Annotated in this window: 17 protein-coding genes; 8 read left to right on the top strand and 9 right to left on the bottom strand. The window is 68.7% G+C overall.

Annotated elements, in window-relative coordinates; genetic code table 11:
* Positions 1–57 precede the first annotated feature (57 nt).
* The 9 genes from kdpE to DIE23_RS13075 form a co-directional block, all read right to left on the bottom strand.
* Positions 58–756, bottom strand: coding sequence for a two-component system response regulator KdpE (gene kdpE, locus DIE23_RS13115; RefSeq protein WP_124612512.1), 699 nt, complete (start codon positions 754–756; stop codon positions 58–60).
* Entirely contained in the window at positions 749–3586 is a 2838-nt protein-coding gene (locus DIE23_RS13110; RefSeq protein WP_124612511.1) for a sensor histidine kinase KdpD, read from the bottom strand. Before DIE23_RS13110 ends, kdpE begins: the two co-directional genes overlap by 8 nt.
* 145 nt (positions 3587–3731) lie before the next feature.
* Positions 3732–4313 (bottom strand): potassium-transporting ATPase subunit KdpC, encoded by a 582-nt coding sequence (kdpC, locus tag DIE23_RS13105; RefSeq protein ID WP_124612510.1) that lies wholly within the window; start codon positions 4311–4313, stop codon positions 3732–3734.
* A 24-nt stretch (positions 4314–4337) separates the two neighbouring features.
* Entirely contained in the window at positions 4338–6449 is a 2112-nt protein-coding gene (kdpB, locus tag DIE23_RS13100) for a potassium-transporting ATPase subunit KdpB (protein WP_124612509.1), read from the bottom strand.
* A gap of 54 nt (positions 6450–6503) precedes the next feature.
* On the bottom strand, positions 6504–8309 hold the full coding sequence (kdpA, locus tag DIE23_RS13095) for a potassium-transporting ATPase subunit KdpA (RefSeq protein WP_124612508.1): 1806 nt from the start codon (positions 8307–8309) through the stop codon (positions 6504–6506).
* Entirely contained in the window at positions 8306–8398 is a 93-nt protein-coding gene (gene kdpF / locus DIE23_RS13090) for a K(+)-transporting ATPase subunit F (RefSeq protein ID WP_006752209.1), read from the bottom strand. Before kdpF ends, kdpA begins: the two co-directional genes overlap by 4 nt.
* A gap of 321 nt (positions 8399–8719) precedes the next feature.
* Positions 8720–9694, bottom strand: coding sequence for a quinone oxidoreductase (locus tag DIE23_RS13085; RefSeq protein ID WP_124612507.1), 975 nt, complete (start codon positions 9692–9694; stop codon positions 8720–8722).
* Between the two features lie 223 nt (positions 9695–9917).
* The gene (locus DIE23_RS13080) at positions 9918–10310 is read right to left on the bottom strand and encodes a methylglyoxal synthase (protein WP_124612506.1); all 393 of its coding nucleotides are present in this window, start codon (positions 10308–10310) and stop codon (positions 9918–9920) included.
* 55 nt (positions 10311–10365) lie between these two features.
* On the bottom strand, positions 10366–11145 hold the full coding sequence (locus tag DIE23_RS13075) for an SDR family oxidoreductase (protein WP_124612505.1): 780 nt from the start codon (positions 11143–11145) through the stop codon (positions 10366–10368).
* A 217-nt stretch (positions 11146–11362) separates the two neighbouring features.
* Between DIE23_RS13075 and upp the strand changes: the two genes are divergently transcribed.
* The 8 genes from upp (at position 11363) to DIE23_RS13035 (ending at position 17759) form a co-directional block, all read left to right on the top strand.
* Positions 11363–12013, top strand: coding sequence for a uracil phosphoribosyltransferase (upp, locus tag DIE23_RS13070; RefSeq protein WP_124612504.1), 651 nt, complete (start codon positions 11363–11365; stop codon positions 12011–12013).
* Positions 12014–12233: 220 nt separating this feature from the next.
* Positions 12234–12962, top strand: a complete 729-nt coding sequence (locus tag DIE23_RS13065) for a YebC/PmpR family DNA-binding transcriptional regulator (RefSeq protein ID WP_044844700.1) — start codon at positions 12234–12236, stop codon at positions 12960–12962.
* Positions 12963–13067: 105 nt separating this feature from the next.
* Positions 13068–14348 carry a phosphoribosylamine--glycine ligase gene (purD, locus tag DIE23_RS13060; RefSeq protein WP_124612503.1) on the top strand — a complete coding sequence of 427 codons (1281 nt, stop codon included), beginning with the start codon at positions 13068–13070 and terminating at the stop codon, positions 14346–14348.
* Positions 14349–14465: 117 nt separating this feature from the next.
* The gene (gene hemF / locus DIE23_RS13055) at positions 14466–15386 is read left to right on the top strand and encodes an oxygen-dependent coproporphyrinogen oxidase (RefSeq protein WP_124612502.1); all 921 of its coding nucleotides are present in this window, start codon (positions 14466–14468) and stop codon (positions 15384–15386) included.
* Positions 15387–15427: 41 nt separating this feature from the next.
* Complete coding sequence (locus tag DIE23_RS13050) at positions 15428–16135, top strand: nicotinate-nucleotide adenylyltransferase (RefSeq protein WP_124612563.1); 708 nt, start codon at positions 15428–15430, stop codon at positions 16133–16135.
* 4 nt (positions 16136–16139) lie between these two features.
* Entirely contained in the window at positions 16140–16586 is a 447-nt protein-coding gene (gene rsfS / locus DIE23_RS13045) for a ribosome silencing factor (protein WP_124612501.1), read from the top strand.
* A gap of 19 nt (positions 16587–16605) precedes the next feature.
* Complete coding sequence (gene rlmH, locus DIE23_RS13040) at positions 16606–17076, top strand: 23S rRNA (pseudouridine(1915)-N(3))-methyltransferase RlmH (protein ID WP_124612500.1); 471 nt, start codon at positions 16606–16608, stop codon at positions 17074–17076.
* A gap of 50 nt (positions 17077–17126) precedes the next feature.
* On the top strand, positions 17127–17759 hold the full coding sequence (locus tag DIE23_RS13035) for a nucleoside triphosphate pyrophosphatase (protein ID WP_124612499.1): 633 nt from the start codon (positions 17127–17129) through the stop codon (positions 17757–17759).
* Positions 17760–17761: the final 2 nt, after the last annotated feature.

Genomic DNA, 17761 nt, shown 5'->3' with positions numbered 1-17761 from the left:
AACTTCACCGGCGTGCGTCCTTGCATTCCGGCCGCATCACGCGGCATGCCGCGGAGGTCACGCAGCGCCGACGAGCCGGTAGCCGACGCCCGTTTCGGTGACGATGTGCTCGGGCTGCGCGGGATCGCGCTCGAGCTTCTGGCGCAGATGCGCCATGTAGATGCGCAGATAGTGATGGCTCTCGACGTGCGACGGCCCCCACACGTCGCGCAGCAACTGACGGTGCGTGAGCACGCGCCCCGCGTGCCGCACGAGCGTCGCGAGCAGCCGGTATTCGAGCGGCGTCAGGTGCACGATCTCGCCGTCGCGCCACACCTGGCGCAGCGCGAGATCGACGGTCACGCTGCCGAAGCTCACCTTCGGCGACTCGTTCGCGCCGCCCTGGTTGCGCCGGCGCAGTTGCGCGCGGATCCGCGCGCGCAGCTCGGACACGCCGAACGGCTTGGTCAGGTAGTCGTCGGCACCGGCATCGAGCGCGGCGACCTTCTCCTCTTCCTGCGTGCGCGCCGACAGCACGATCATCGGCACCTCGGACCAGCCGCGCAGCTCGCGGATCACGTCGAGGCCGTCGGTATCGGGCAGGCCGAGATCGACGATCACGAGATCGGGCTTGCGGGTCGCCGCGTCGATCAGCCCCTGCTTGCCCGTCTCCGCCTCGAACACCGCGATGTCCTCCTCTTCGAGCGCGGCGCGCACGAAACGGCGGATCTGTTTTTCGTCCTCGATCAGGACGACGGTCAGGCTCGGTTCACTCATGGTCTGGCAATGGCTCGGAGGGGGACGATGCGCCGGGCACGTCGAGGTCGTCGTCGGGTACGGCAGGCACGGCCGGCGGCGTCTCGACCGGCAGCGTGAACCAGAAGCGCGCGCCCGTCACGCGGCCGTCGGGCCCGGTACGGTTGAGCGCGCCGATTCTACCGCCGTGCGCCTCGACGATCGCGCGGCAGATCGCGAGGCCGAGCCCGATGCCCGGCGTCGCCGATTCCTTCTCCCCGCGCGTGAACTTGTCGAAGATCCGCGTTTCCATCCCGGCCGGCAGGCCCGGGCCGTGATCGTCGACGTGCACGCGCACGAACGGGTGTCCGTCGTCGGTCACACGCTCCGCACCGATCTCGATCGACGTGTCGGCCGGCGTGTACTTCGCCGCGTTCTCGAACAGGTTGGTGAACAGCCGTTCCATCAGCACCGCGTCCATCTGCAGGAGCGGCAGGTCGGCCGGCAGCGACACGTGCGCGGGATGGCGCGCGAGCACGCGCTTGCATGCGGCGAGCGCGGCGCCGACGGTTTCCTCGAGCAGCGACCACTGGCGCTTGAGCTGCAGGCTGCCGGCCTGCAGCCGCGCCATGTCGAGCAGGTTAGTGACGATGCCCGTCATCCGCAGTGCCTCGTCGTGGATCGCGTCGACGAGTTCGCCTTCGCGCTGCGCGGACCGTTCGGCCACCGGCGTGTGCGGCTCGGCCGCGCGCGCGTTCGCGAGCATCGACGAAAAGCCGACGATCGTCGTGAGCGGCGTGCGCAGATCGTGCGAGATCGCCGACAGCAGCGAGTTGCGCAGCCGCTCGGACTCCATGCTGACGAGCGCGTCGCGCGCGATCTCGACGTAGTGCACGCGTTCGAGCGCGAGCGCGATCTGCGCGGCGAACGCATCGAGCATGCGCAGTTGCTCGGGCACTTCGAGCTCGCGCGGATCGCGCGACGCCACCGCGAGCACGCCGCGCGTGCGCATCGGCGCCTTCAGCGGCAGGTATAGCGCGGTGGTCGCGGGCAGCGTGTCGGTGCCGCGGCCGGCCGGCTTCTGCTGGTCGTACACCCACTGGCCAACGTCGCAGTCGAGATCCGCGCCCGTCAGCGTGACGACCGCGTCGGGTTCCTCGATCTTCTGCCGCACCTGGTCCGCGCTGTCGGGCAGCAGGAACGCGACGCGCGCGCGGAACACCTCGCCCACGTGACGGCTGCCGATCTCGACGATCTGCTCGGTCGTCAGCGCCGCGCCGAGCTCGCGTGCCATCGCGTAGATCGCGCCGGTGCGGCGCTCGCGGCGCTGCGCGATGCTCGCCTGGCGCGTCAGCGTCGACGTCAGGTGGCTGATCACGAGCGACGTCAGCAGCATCCCGAAGAAGGTCAGCAGGTACTGCGTGTCGCTGACCGAGAACGACATGCGCGGCGGCACGAAGAAGTAATCGAACGCGGCGACCGACAGGAACGACTGCAGCACGCCCGGGCCGCGCCCGAGCCGCACGGCCGAGAACACGACGCCGAGCAGGTACAGCATCACGAGGTTCGTGAGGTCGAGCCGCTCGGACACGATGCTCGCGACACCGGTGATCGCCGCGCAGATCGCGGCCGCGTACAGGTAGTGACGCGGCGGCGAACGTCGCAGGCCGAATTGCGCGAACGCGTCGCGCCAGTCGCGTGCGCGCGCGTCGAGCGGCGCCGCGCGCACTTCGTCGCTCGCCGACGCGCGGATCAGCATCAGGTCGACGTCGCCCGCGCGTTCGGCGAGCTTTTCGCCGAACGGCCGCACGAAGCGGCGCGCGAGCCCGACCTTCAGCGAGCCGCCCGCGACGATCTTCGACACGTTTCGCACCTTCGCATAGCCGATCAGCGCGGCGACCGCCTCGTCGCCGGCGAGGGTGGCCGTCTCCGCGCCGAGCTCGGCCGCGAGCTTCAGCGCATCGAGCGTGCGCTGCCGCCGCGCGTCGGGCAGCCGCTGCAGCCGCGGCGTCTCGACGTACACGGCGATCCAGTCGGCCTTCAGGCTCGCGGCGAGCCGCGCGGCCGCGCGCACGAGCGTCGGCGCCTCGGGGCCCGGCCCGACGCACACGAGCAGGCGTTCACGCGCCTGCCAGATACGCTGGATCGAACGGTCGGCCCGGTACTCGCGCATCTGCGCGTCGACGCGGTCGGCCGTGCGGCGCAGCGCCAGCTCGCGCAGCGCGATCAAGTTGCCCTTGCGGAAAAAGTTGCGCACCGCGCGCTCGGCCTGCTGCGCGAGATAGACCTTGCCGTCGCGCATCCGCTCGAGCAGTTCCTCGGCGGGCAGGTCGACCAGCGTGACCTCGTCGGCCGCGTCGAACACGCGGTCGGGCACGGTCTCCCACACGCGGATGCCGGTGATCGCGCCGACCACGTCGTTCAGGCTTTCGAGGTGCTGGACGTTGACGGTGGTGTACACGTCGATGCCCGCGTCGAGCAGTTCGTAGACGTCCTGCCAGCGCTTCAGGTGGCGCGCGCCCTGCACGTTCGAATGCGCGAGTTCGTCAACGAGGATCAATTGCGGCGCGCGCGCGAGCGCGCCGTCGAGATCGAATTCGGCGAGCGTGCGACCGCGATACTCGATGCGCGCGAGCGGCAGCACGTCGAGGCCGTCGAGCAGCGCGGCGGTTTCGCCGCGGCCGTGGGTCTCGACGATGCCGACGACGACGTCGACGCCGTCCTGCCGACGCTGGCGCGCGGCCTGCAGCATCGCGTAGGTCTTGCCGACGCCGGCGGACGCGCCGAAGAAGATCTTCAGCTGGCCGCGCCGCTGCTTTTCTTCGTCTCGCTGCAGCTTGTCGAGGAGTTGGTCGGGATCGGGACGGTTCATGCGTCAGGAAGGCGAAGCGCGGGATTGCGAACGAGTACTGTCATTGTTGTTCCAAATCGCCGCAAAAGGCAAAGACGGCGCATGCGCCGTCGAAAAAGCGCGGCCGGCGCGGATCGGGCCGCGCCGGACGCCGGTTGCCGCGCGCTCAGTGCGCGGCCTGCGCCGCGTCGAGCGCGAGGTTCAGCTTCAGCACGTTCACGCGCGGCTCGCCGAGCACGCCGAACTGGCGGCCCGTCGTGTTCGCGGCGACGAGCTGCGCGACCGCGTCGGCCGTCAGGTTGCGCGCCTTCGCGACGCGCTCGACCTGGTACGCGGCGGCGGCCGGCGTGATCTCCGGATCGAGACCGCTCGCCGAGGCCGTCACGAGGTCGACCGGCACGGGCTTCGACATGTCGGTGCCCGCGTCGCGCAGCGCGGCGATGCGCGCCTTCACCTGGTCGGCGAGCGACGGGTTCAGCGGACCGAGGTTCGAGCCGCCGGAGCCGGTCGCGTTGTACGGCATCGGCGACGTGGCCGACAGGCGGCCCCAGAAATACTTCGGCGCATCGAACGACTGGCCGATCAGCGCGGAGCCGACCGCACGGCCGTCCTTCTCGATCAGGCTGCCGTTCGCCTGCGACGGGAACACGGCCTGGCCGAACACGGTCATCACGGCCGGGTATGCGAGCCCCGTCACGACGGTCAGGACGACAAAGATCACGACGAGCGGGCGAATCAACGTTTTCATGAGGGTTCCTTCAAATGCGGCGCATCAGGCCCAGCCCAGCGCGGCGAGCGTCATGTCGATCAGCTTGATGAACGGGAACGGCAGCAGCACGCCGCCGAGGCCGTACACCAGCAGGTTGCGGCGCAGCAGCGACGCGGCGCCGAGCGGCCGGTAGGTGACGCCCTTCAGCGCGAGCGGGATCAGCGCGACGATGATCAGCGCGTTGAAGATCACCGCCGACAGGATCGCGGATGCCGGCGACGTCAGGTGCATGATGTCGAGCACGCGCAACTGCGGATACGTCGTCACGAACGCGGCCGGGATGATCGCGAAGTACTTCGCGATGTCGTTCGCGATCGAGAACGTCGTCAGCGAGCCGCGCGTCATCAGCATCTGCTTGCCGATCTCGACAATCTCGATCAGCTTGGTCGGGTTCGAGTCGAGGTCGACCATGTTGCCGGCTTCCTTCGCCGCCTGCGTGCCGGTGTTCATCGCCACCGCCACGTCGGCCTGCGCGAGTGCCGGTGCGTCGTTGGTGCCGTCGCCCGTCATCGCGACGAGCCGGCCGGCCGCCTGGTGCTCGCGGATCGTCGCGAGCTTCGTTTCCGGCGTCGCTTCCGCGAGGAAGTCGTCGACGCCCGCTTCCGCCGCGATCGCCGCGGCCGTCAGCCGGTTGTCGCCCGTCACCATCACGGTCTTGATGCCCATCTTGCGCAGTTCCGCGAAGCGCTCCTTGATGCCGCCCTTCACGATGTCCTTCAGCTCGATCACGCCGAGCACGCGCGCCACCCCGTCGTGCAGGTCGGCCACGACGAGCGGCGTGCTGCCGCGGCGCGCGACGTCGTCGACCGCGCGGCGCACCTCTTCCGGGAAGCGGCTGCCGTGCGTCTCGACATAGCGGCGGATCGCATCGGCCGCGCCCTTGCGGATCTCGCGGCCGGGCGCCCCGGAGGTCGTCCCCTCGGGGAACAGGTCGACGCCGCTCATCCGCGTCTGCGCGGAGAAGCCGAGGAACGTCGCATGCAGTTGCGCCATGTCGCGCTGGCGGATGTTGAAGCGTTCCTTCGCGAGCACGACGATGCTGCGGCCTTCCGGCGTCTCGTCGGCGAGCGACGACAGCTGCGCGGCGTCGGCCAGCGCTTCCTCGGTCACGCCCGGCGCGGGCACGAACATCGACGCCTGACGGTTGCCGAGCGTGATCGTGCCGGTCTTGTCGAGCAGCAGCACGTCCACGTCGCCGGCTGCTTCCACCGCGCGGCCCGACGTCGCGATCACGTTCGCCTGCATCATCCGGCTCATCCCGGCCACGCCGATCGCGGACAGCAGACCGCCGATCGTCGTCGGGATCAGGCACACCAGCAGCGCGACGAGCACGGTGATCGTCACCACGTGGCCGGCCTTCATCGCCTCGACCGAGAACATCGAGAACGGCAGCAGCGTCGCGGTCGCGAGCAGCATCACGATCGTCAGCGCGACGAGCAGGATCGTCAGCGCGACCTCGTTCGGCGTCTTCTTGCGCTTCGCGCCTTCGACCATCGCGATCATCCGGTCGAGAAACGCCTCGCCGGGGTTCGCGGTGACCTTCACGACGATCCAGTCGGACAGCACGCGCGTGCCGCCCGTCACCGACGAGAAGTCGCCGCCCGATTCGCGGATCACCGGTGCGGATTCGCCGGTGATCGCCGATTCGTCGACCGATGCGACGCCGTCGACGACTTCGCCGTCGGCCGGGATCACGTCGCCGGCCTCGACCAGCACGACGTCGCCTTTACGCAGGTCGGACGCGGTCGTGATGCGGATCGGCGACTTCGGATGCGGCTCGTTGAGCTTCTTCGCCATCACGTCCTTCTTCGCGCTGCGCAGCGACGCGGCCTGCGCCTTCGAACGCCCTTCGGCGAGCGCTTCGGCGAAGTTCGCGAACAGCACGGTGAACCACAGCCACAACGCGATCGCGAGGATGAAGCCCGCCGGCGCCTCGGCCTGGCCGGCGAGCGCCGCGATCCACAGGATCGTGGTCAGGATGCTGCCGACGTACACGCAGAACATCACCGGGTTGCGGAACTGCGTGCGCGGCGTGAGTTTCTTGAACGAATCCACGATCGCCGGACGCAGCAGCGCCGGATCGAACATGGACCGTGTTGCGGAATGTTGAGTCATTGCGATCTCTTCAATCTCTTCAGTCTTTGCAAGGTGTCGCCATGCGGGCGCGCATTACGCGCCCAGCCACATCATCAGATGCTCGACGCCCGGGCCGAGCGCGAGCGCCGGCACGTAGGTCAGCGCGCCCACCAGCAGCACGGTGCCGAGCAGCAGCACGACGAACAGCGGACCGTGCGTCGGCAGCGTGCCGCTCGTCACCGCGATGCGCTTCTTCGCGGCGAGCGAGCCGGCGATCGCCAGCACCGGCACGATCGTGCCGAAGCGGCCGAACCACATCGCGATCGCGGTCATCCAGTTGTAGAACGGCGTGCCGACCGTCAGGCCCGCGAACGCGCTGCCGTTGTTGTTCGCGGCCGAGCTGAACGCGTACAGGATTTCCGAGAAACCGTGCGGGCCAGGGTTCGCGATACCGGCCTTGCCCGCGTCCGCCAGCACCGCGATCGACGTGCCGACCAGCACGAGCAGCGGCGTGAGCAGCACGACGATCGACACCATCTTCATCTCGTACGACTCGATCTTCTTGCCGACGTATTCCGGCGTGCGGCCGATCATCAGGCCGGCGACGAACACCGCGAGCAGCGCGAACACGAGCATCCCGTAGAGACCGGAACCGACACCGCCGTAGATCACCTCGCCCAGCTGCATCAGCAGCATCGGCACGAGGCCGCCGAGCGGCGTCAGCGAATCGTGCATCGTGTCGACCGCGCCGCACGACGCGGCCGTCGTCGCGACCGTGAAGATGCCGGTCTGCGCGATCCCGAAGCGCGTTTCCTTGCCTTCCATGTTGCCGCCCGGCTGCAGCGCGCTCGTCGACTGGTCGACGTGCAGCGCCGCGAGCGTCGGGTTGCCGGCCTGCTCGGCGCTCACCTCGACGCTGATCGCGATCGCGAACGCGACCGTCATCGCCGCGAGCACCGCGATGCCCTGCCGGCGGTCGCCGATCATGCGGCCGAACACGAGAGCCAGCGCGGCCGGGATGATCAGGATCGAGAAGATCTGCAGGAAGTTCGCGAACGGCGTCGGGTTCTCGTACGGGTGCGCGGAGTTCGCGTTGAAGAAGCCGCCGCCGTTGGTGCCGAGCATCTTGATCGCTTCCTGCGATGCGACCGGGCCCATCGCGAGCGTCTGCTTCACGAGCGGCGTGGGCACCGTCACCGGGTTGCCCTTGTCGTCCTTCACGGGGTTGCCCTGCGCGTCGAGCTTCGGTGCCGCGTAGGTGCTCGCCTGCAGCACGGGCACGTCCTGGTACGCCTTCATGTTCTGGATCACGCCCTGGCTCATCAGCAGCGCGGCGAGGATCACCGACATCGGCACGAGCACGTACATCGTCACGCGCGTGAGGTCGACCCAGAAGTTGCCGATCGTCTGCGCTGTGTGACGCGCGAAGCCGCGGATCAGCGCGATCACGACGACGATGCCGGTCGCCGCCGACAGGAAGTTCTGCACGGTCAGGCCGAGCATCTGCGTCAGGTAGCTGACGGTCTGCTCGGGTGTGTAGTCCTGCCAGTTGGTGTTGGTGACGAAGCTGACGGCCGTGTTGAATGCGCCGTCGGCCGTCATCGCGCCGAATTGCTGCGGGTTGCCGGGCAGGAAGCCCTGCAGGCGCAACAGGCCGTAAAGGAACAGCGCGCCGAGCGCGTTGAACGCGATCGTGGCGATCGCATACTGCTTCCAGTTCATTTCGGTGCCGGCGTCGACGCCGGCCATGCGGTACAGCGCGCGCTCGAGCGGCCCGAACACGCGCACGACGCGCGAGCTGCCGTCCATCACGCCGGTCAGGTAGCGCGCGACCGGCACGGCCGCCGCGAGCAGCACGACGATGAACAGCAGCGTCTGAAACAGGTTGTTCGCGTTCATTCGATGTCCTCCGCGCGCAGCAGCGCAAAGACGAGATACGCGAACAGCAGGGCCGTCGAGGCCCCCGCCAGCCAAAGCATCCAGGTCATGCGCGCCCCCCGCGGCCGTATTGCACGAGCTTCTCGCAACCGGCAAGCAAACCGAGGATCAGCGCGGTGAACAGCACCAGTGCGCCGATGAAAACCCCATCCATTTTTGTGTTCTCCGTCGTCGAAATCGGACGACTAGAACCTTATGGGAACGCGCGTAAAGGACGGGTCAAAGGTAATCGGGCCGGTATAAAAAGCGCGTAAACGCGCGCGGCGGGGAACGGCGGACGGGACGTCGGAAGGGACGGGAGACAGGACGGGCGGCGACCCGTGCCGCCCGCCAGGGTGCGTGCCGGCGTGGTGCCGGCACGATGGGATGCGTCAGGGAACGAGGATCGTCGAGCCGGTCGTCTTGCGCGACTCGAGGTCGGCGTGTGCGCGGCCGACTTCCGCGAGCGGATAGCGCTGGTTGATGCTCGTCTTCACCTTGCCCGACTGGATGACGTCGAACAGCTCCGCGGCCGCGGCTTCGAGATCCGCACGCTTCGCGATGTACGAGAACAGCGTCGGGCGCGTGAAGAACAGCGAGCCGCGCGACGAGAACTCCTTCGAGTCGATCGCCGGCAGCGGGCCCGATGCATTACCGAAGCTGACGAAGTAGCCGAGCGGCGCGAGGCAGTCGAGCGAACCGATGTAGGTGTCCTTGCCGATCGAATCGTAGACGACCGGCACGCCCGCGCCGTTCGTGATCTCCTTCACGCGCTGCGTGAAGTTCTCGCGCGTGTAGACGATCGGATGATCGCAGCCATGCGCCTTCGCGAGCGCGGCCTTCTCGTCGGAGCCGACCGTCCCGATCACGGTCGCGCCGAGCGCCTTCGCCCACTGGCACACGAGCAGGCCGACACCGCCGGCCGCCGCGTGGATCAGGATCGTGTCGCCGGCCTTCACCGGATACGTGCGGCGCAGCAGGTAGTGCGCGGTCAGCCCCTGCAGCATCACCGATGCCGCGTCGTCGTAGCTGATCCCATCCGGCAGCTTCACGAGCCGCTCGGCCGGCATCACGCGCTCCTGCGCATACGCGCCCGGCGGCTGCCCGACGTAGGCGACGCGGTCGCCGACCTTCAGCGCGGTCACGCCGTCGCCGACGGCCGTCACCTCGCCCGCCGCCTCCATCCCGAGGCCGCCGGGCAGCGGCTGCGGATAGAGGCCCGTGCGGAAATACACGTCGATGTAGTTGAGCCCGACCGCATGCTGCCGGATGCGGACTTCGCCCGCCTTCGGCTCGCCGACCTCGACATCGACCCACTTCATCACCTCCGGGCCGCCGGGCTGGTCGTATCGGATTGCTTTCGGCATCGTTTCGCTCCTCGTTGGTCTGGAAATCGTGTTCGGCGAATACGTCGACATCGCCCCTGCGGCGATGCGTGCGAACACCGGTCGCAAAATGCGATTCTCGCGCGTCCTGTGCGGTCACGCACTGCGCCATCGCAATCCCTTCACATCTTTAGGGTTTTCGCGGGAAACGAATTGCAAGGGCCATGCACGCCGGGGACAAGGCTAATCGCGCAGCAGGCTACGCCTAGCAAACGTCATGCATGTTCCGCGCCAGATCGTCGAGCAGCATCCGCGCGGTCGCCACGTTGGTCGCGACCGGCACGTCGTGCACGTCGCACGCGCGCACCAGCGCGGTGATGTCCGGATCGTGCGGCTGCGCGGTCATCGGGTCGCGCAGGAACACGACGACGTCGACGCGGCCCTCGGCCAGTTCAGCACCGATCTGCAGGTCGCCGCCGAGCGGCCCCGACAGCTTGCGCTCGACCTCGAGCCCGTGCGCGGCGGCGATGCGGCCGCCGGTCGTGCCCGTCGCGACCAGCCGGCATTGCGCGAGCGTCTCGCGGTACTGGCCCGCGAGCGCGACGATCTCGTCCTTCTTCGCGTCGTGCGCAATTAATGCGATGCGGGGTTTGCTCATCTCCGGTTCCTTCGTGGTTCGATTGTTGTCGTGTTCGTGAATGGCGGTGGGCGCGTCAGAACGTGCCCGGATACGCGCCGCCGTCGAGCAGCCAGTTCTGCCCGGTGATATAGCCGGCATGCACGCTGCAGAGGAACGCGCACGCCGCGCCGAATTCGGCGCGCGTGCCGAGGCGCCCGGCCGGGATTTCCTTCGTGCGCCGCGCGCGCATCTCGTCGACCGTCACGCCCTGCGCCTTCGCCGACGCGGCGAGCGTCGTCGCGATCCGGTCGGTGTCGAACAGCCCGGGCAGCAGGTTGTTGATCGTCACGCCCTGCCCCGCGACCTTGCGCGACAGCCCCGCGACGAAGCCGGTCAGCCCCGAGCGCGCGCCGTTCGACAGCGCGAGCACGTCGATCGGTGCCTTCACGGCCGAACTCGTGATGTTGACGATCCGGCCAAAGCCGCGCCCGATCATCCCGTCGACGGTCGCGCGGATCAGCTCGATCGGCGTCAGCATGTTCGACTCGAGCGCGCGGATCCAGTCGTCGTGCGAGAAATCGCGGAAGTCGCCGGGCGGCGGCCCGCCGGCATTCGTCACGAGAATGTCCGGCTGCGGGCAGGCGGCGAGCGCGGCCGCACGGCCGTCGGGCGTCGTGATGTCGCACGCGACGGCGGTGATCGACACGTTCGACTCGGCGCGGATCTCCTCCGCGGTTTCCTCCAGCGTGTCGCGCGTACGCGCGACGATCACGAGATTCACGCCCTCGGCGGCCAGCGCTTCCGCGCAGCCGCGCCCGAGCCCCTTGCTGGCCGCGCACACGAGCGCGGTCTTTCCTGCGATGCCGAGATCCATCGTCGATTCCCTTATGGCGACGCGCGCCGGCGCGGCCCGGCCGCGTCGCCGGACGGGCGAGCGGGCGCGAACGGGCGAACACGGCGCGCGGATTGTCGTGAGACGTCGATAATATCCGGATCACGTGGCGCGCCTTGGTAAAATTGCGGCCATAAGCGGCGGCCGGCTTGGCGCCATCGCCGCCCCCGATCCCCTTTTGCCGCCAAGGCGCCCCGTCATGAAACAGGACAGCCGTTTCCCGAACCTCTTCATCACCGATCACCCGCTGATCCAGCACAAGCTCACGCACATGCGCGACAAGGACACGTCGACGCGCACGTTCCGCGAACTGCTGCGCGAGATCACGCTGCTGATGGGCTACGAGATCACCCGCAACCTGCCGATCACGACCAAGCGGGTCGAAACCCCGCTGGTGGCGGTCGACGCGCCGGTGATCGCCGGCAAGAAGCTCGCGATCGTGCCCGTGCTGCGCGCCGGCATCGGGATGTCGGACGGCCTGCTCGACCTGGTGCCGTCCGCCCGCGTCGGCCACATCGGCGTGTACCGCGCGGAAGATCACCGCCCGGTCGAATACCTGGTGCGCCTGCCCGATCTCGAGGATCGCATCTTCATCCTGTGCGACCCGATGGTCGCGACCGGCTACTCGGCCGTGCACGCTGTCGACGTGCTCAAGCGCCGCAACGTGCCGGCCGAGAACATCACGTTCGTCGCGCTGGTCGCCGCGCCCGAGGGCGTGCAGGTGTTCCAGGACGCGCACCCGGACGTGAAGCTGTTCGTCGCGTCGCTCGACTCGCACCTGAACGAGCACGCGTACATCGTGCCGGGCCTCGGCGACGCGGGCGACCGCCTGTTCGGCACCAAGAACTGACGCGCCGGCACCGCCGGGCCCGCGCGGCCGGGCGCGCCGCGACGGCCCTCCCGGCCGTTCGGCCATGCGCGGCGGCCCCGAAACGACGGTCGCCGCGTGATAAAATCACGTTCCACTCGACACGCGCGGCCCCGCGGCATCACGCCCGCCAAGACGGCCGCCGATTCAACGACACATTGGCACAATCGCCCGCGCAGCGCGCCCGGGCACGGAGAAAGGTATGGCTGGTCATTCGAAATGGGCCAACATCAAGCATAAGAAGGCAGCGGCCGACGCGAAGCGCGGCAAGATTTGGACCCGCCTGATCAAGGAAATCCAGGTCGCGGCCCGCCTCGGCGGCGGCGACGCGAGCTCGAACCCGCGTCTGCGTCTCGCGGTCGACAAGGCGGCCGACGCGAACATGCCGAAGGACAACGTCAAGCGCGCGATCGACCGCGGCGTCGGCGGCGCGGACGGCGCGAACTACGAAGAAATCCGTTACGAAGGCTACGGCATCAGCGGCGCGGCGATCATCGTCGACACGCTGACCGACAACCGCACCCGCACGGTCGCGGAAGTCCGTCACGCATTCTCGAAGTTCGGCGGCAACATGGGCACCGACGGTTCGGTCGCGTTCATGTTCGATCACGTCGGCCAGTTCCTGTTCGCGCCCGGTACGTCGGAAGACGCGCTGATGGAAGCGGCGCTCGAAGCCGGCGCGGACGACGTCAGCACGAACGACGACGGCTCGATCGAGGTGCTGTGCGACTGGCAGGCGTTCTCGGCGGTGAAGGACGCGCTCGAAGCCGCGGGCTTCAAGGCCGAACTCGCCGAAGTGACGATGAAGCCGCAAAACGAAGTCGAATTCACCGGCGACGATGCGGCGAAGATGCAGAAGCTCCTGGACGCGCTCGAGAACCTCGACGACGTGCAGGAGGTGTATACGAACGCCGTCATCGTCGAGGAATGAGATGCCGGCCGCCGTGCGCATCGTTGCGGCGGCGGCCCGACCGATTTCGCGGCCGGCGCGCCTGAGCGTGCCGGCCGCCCTGTTTTCTAGTCTGCGGGGAATCCCATGAAACTACTCGTCGTCGGTTCCGGCGGCCGCGAACATGCGCTGGCGTGGAAGCTCGCGCAGTCGCCGCGCGTCCAGATGGTCTACGTCGCGCCCGGCAATGGCGGCACGGCACAGGACGAGCGTCTGAAGAACGTCGACATCACGTCGCTCGACGCACTGGCCGACTTCGCGGAAAGCGAAGGCGTCGCGTTCACGCTCGTCGGTCCGGAAGCACCGCTCGCGGCCGGTATCGTCAACCTGTTCCGCGCACGCGGCCTGAAGGTGTTCGGCCCGACCCGCGAAGCCGCGCAGCTCGAAAGCTCGAAGGATTTCGCGAAGGCGTTCATGAAGCGCCACGGCATTCCGACCGCCGACTACGAAACCTTCTCCGACGCCGCGGCCGCGCACGCGTATATCGACGCGAAGGGTGCGCCGATCGTCGTGAAGGCCGACGGCCTCGCGGCCGGCAAGGGCGTCGTCGTCGCGATGACGCTGGATGAAGCGCACGCCGCGGTCGACATGATGCTGTCGGGCAACAAGCTGGGCGACGCCGGCGCGCGCGTCGTGATCGAGGAATTCCTCGACGGCGAGGAAGCGAGCTTCATTGTGATGGTCGACGGCAAGCACGCGCTGGCGCTGGCGTCGAGCCAGGACCACAAGCGCCTGCTCGACGAGGACCGCGGCCCGAACACGGGCGGCATGGGCGCCTATTCGCCCGCGCCGATCGTCACGCCGCAGATGCACGCACGCGTGATGCGCGAAATCATCATGCCGACGGTGCGCGGGATGGAGAAGGACGGCATCCGCTTCACGGGCTTCCTGTATGCGGGCCTGATGATCGACAAGGAAGGTAATCCGCGCACGCTCGAGTTCAACTGCCGGATGGGCGACCCCGAGACGCAGCCGATCATGGCGCGCCTGAAGAGCGATTTCTCGAAGGTCGTCGAACAGGCGATCGCGGGCACGCTCGACACGGTCGAGCTCGACTGGGACCGCCGCACCGCGCTCGGCGTCGTGCTGGCCGCGCGCGGCTATCCGGACGCGCCGCGCAAGGGCGACCGCATCAACGGGATCCCGGCCGAGACCGAACAGGCCGTGACGTTCCACGCGGGCACGACGCTCGCCGAAGGCGACAAGCTCGTCACGTCGGGCGGCCGCGTGCTGTGCGTGGTCGGCCTCGCCGATTCGGTGCGCGAAGCGCAGCAGCATGCGTACGACACGATCAACCAGATCAATTTCGAAGGCATGCAGTACCGCCGCGACATCGGCTTCCGCGCGCTGAACCGCAAGAGCGTGTGACGCCCTGACCGCCGCCCTGCCAGCACGGGCGGCGGCCTCCTCTGCCGGGGTTCGATAGAATGCCCGGCAGATGCCTTTTTTACGGCCCGCGCTTCGTGCGGGGGCACCAGTCCAGACATGACCGATTCGACCTACGACGTGGCGCGCGTGCGCACGTACCTCCAGGGCCTGCAGACACGCATCGCCGACGCGCTCGGCGTGCTCGACGGCACGCCGCTCGCGACCGACGCGTGGCAGCGCGGGCCCGAGGAGCGCCTGCGCGGCGGCGGCTGCACGCGGATTCTCGAAGGCGGCCGCGTGTTCGAGCGCGCGGGGATCGGTTTTTCCGACGTCGCGGGCGACGCGCTGCCGCCGTCGGCGAGCGCCGCGCGCCCGCAACTGGCCGGCCGCGGCTTCGAGGCGCTCGGCGTGTCGCTCGTGCTGCATCCGCGCAACCCGTACTGCCCGACCGTGCACATGAACGTGCGGATGCTGATCGCGACGAAGCCCGGCGAGGCGCCGATCTTCTGGTTCGGCGGCGGGATGGATCTGACACCGTTTTATCCGTTCGAGGACGACGCGCGGCATTTCCACCAGACCTGCAAGGACGCGCTCGAGCCGTTCGGCGCCGAGCTCTATCCGCGTTTCAAGACGTGGTGCGACGAGTATTTCTTCCTGAAGCACCGCAACGAGACGCGCGGCGTCGGCGGGATCTTCTTCGACGATTTCTCCGAGCCCGGATTCGAACGCTCGTTCGAGATGATGCAGAGCGTCGGCGACGCGTTCCTGAACGCGTACCTGCCGATCGTCGAACGCCGTGTCGCGCTGCCGTACGGCGAGCGCGAACGCGACTTCCAGGCTTACCGGCGCGGCCGCTACGTCGAATTCAACCTCGTGTTCGACCGCGGCACGCTGTTCGGCCTGCAAAGCGGCGGCCGGACCGAGTCGATCCTGATGTCGATGCCGCCGGTCGCGAACTGGCGCTACAACTGGCAGCCCGAGCCCGGCTCGCCGGAAGCGCGCCTGAGCGAGTTTCTCGTGCCGCGCGACTGGGTCTGAACCCGCCGCGCCCCGCCGCCTCAAGAACAGGACACGTTTTTCTGGACACCACCGCCCGCCCCGCCCCGCAGCCGCTGTCACGTCGTATCGGCTTGCTGGGCGGCACGTTCGACCCGATCCACGACGGCCACCTCGCGCTCGCGCGGCGGTTCGCCGACGTGCTCGGCCTGACCGAGCTCGCGCTGCTGCCCGCCGGGCAGCCGTACCAGAAGCGCGACGTGTCGGCCGCCAAGCATCGGCTCGCGATGACGCGCGCCGCTGCCGGCTCGCTGTCCCTGCCGGGCGTGACGGTCACCGTCGCGACCGACGAGATCGAGCACGCGGGACCGACCTATACGGTCGAGACGCTCGCGCGCTGGCGCGAGCGGATCGGCCCCGATGCGTCGCTGTCGCTGCTGATCGGCGCCGACCAGCTGGTGCGGCTCGACACCTGGCGCGACTGGCGCAAGCTGTTCGACTACGCGCACGTCTGCGCATCGACGCGCCCGGGCTTCGACCTCGGCGCGGCGCCGCCGGACGTCGCGCGGGAAATCGCGCGGCGGCAGGCCGGCGCCGACGTGCTGAAAGCGACGCCAGCCGGTCACCTGCTGATCGACACGACGCTGGCGTTCGATATCGCCGCAACCGACATCCGTGCACACCTGCGCGAATGCATCGCGCGTCACGCGCAAATGCCCGACGCGTCGGCCGAGCATGTGCCGGCCGCCGTCTGGGCCTATATTCTTCAACATCGTCTCTACCATTCCTGATTCCATGGATATCCGCAAACTGCAGCGCGTGATCGTCGACGCTCTCGAAGACATCAAGGCGCAAGACATCAAGGTGTTCAACACCAGCCACCTGACCGAACTGTTCGACCGCGTGATCGTCGCGTCGGGCACGTCGAACCGCCAGACCAAGGCGCTCGCGTCGAGCGTGCGCGACAAGGTCAAGGAAGCCGGCGGCGACATCGTCAGCTCCGAGGGCGAAGACACGGGCGAATGGGTGCTGGTCGACTGCGGCGACGCGGTCGTGCACATCCTGCAACCGGCGCTGCGCCAGTACTACAACCTCGAGGAAATCTGGGGCGACAAGCCCGTGCGGATGAAGCTCGGCGGCGGCAAGGGCCCGAACGGTTTCGCGACGGCCAGCGAAGACGAGGACGACGAGGAAGAAGCGCCCGCACGCCCGGCGCGCAAGACGGCGGCCCGTCGCCGCTGAGTCACAGCGAGTCGTCCCGATGAAGCTTTTCATCCTCGCGGTCGGCCACAAGATGCCCGGCTGGATCGCGTCCGGCTTCGACGAGTACACGAAGCGGATGCCGCCCGAGCTGCGCATCGAGCTGCGCGAGATCAAGCCCGAACTGCGTTCGGGCGGCCGCAGCGCGGAAAGCGTGATGGCGGCCGAGCGGCAGAAGATCGAGGCCGCGTTGCCGAAGAGCGCGCGCATCGTCGCGCTCGACGAGCGCGGCCGCGACTGGACCACCATGCAGCTCGCGCAAGCGCTGCCCGGCTGGCAGCAGGACGGCCGTGACGTCGCGTTCGTGATCGGCGGCGCCGACGGGCTCGATCCGGAACTCAAAGCGCGCGCCGACGTGCTGCTGCGCATCTCGAGCATGACGCTGCCGCACGGGATGGTGCGCGTGCTGCTTGCCGAACAGCTTTACCGGGCGTGGAGCATCACGCAGAATCACCCCTATCACCGCGCATGACGTGTCGTCCTCGGACGCGCGTCGCGCGCGCTCAACGAGATAACGACACCATGCCGTCCAGCACGCCCCCTGCCCTTTTCCCGACCCTTTATCTCGCTTCGCAAAGCCCGCGCCGCCAGGAGCTGCTGCAGCAGATCGGCGTGCGCTTCGAATTGCTGCTGCCGCGCCCCGACGAGGACGCCGAGGCGCTCGAAGCCGAACGGCCTGGCGAAGCCGCCGATGCCTATGTGCAGCGCGTGACCGTCGCGAAGGCCGAGGCCGCGCGCTCGCGCCTCGTCGCGAGCGGCAAGCCGGCCGCGCCGGTGCTGGTTGCGGACACCACCGTGACGATCGACGGTGCGATCCTCGGCAAGCCGGCCGATGCCGACGACGCGCTCGCGATGCTGACCCGCCTCGCGGGCCGCGAGCACGAGGTACTGACCGCCGTCGCGGTGATCGGCGCCGACGGTGAGCTGCTCCCGCCCGCGCTGTCGCGCTCGTCGGTGCGCTTTTCGGCCGCGCCGCGCGACGCGTTCGAACGCTACGTCGACACCCGCGAGCCGTTCGGCAAGGCCGGCGCCTACGCGATCCAGGGACGCGCGGCAGAATTCATCGAGCGAATCGACGGCTCCCATTCGGGTATCATGGGTCTGCCCCTTTTTGAGACTGCCGCGCTGCTGCGCATCGCGCGCGTCGCCTTCTGAAT

The organism is Burkholderia sp. Bp9143 (assembly GCF_003853645.1).
Classification (GTDB): Bacteria; Pseudomonadota; Gammaproteobacteria; order Burkholderiales; family Burkholderiaceae; genus Burkholderia.
This window is presented reverse-complemented; position numbering and strand designations above follow the sequence as displayed.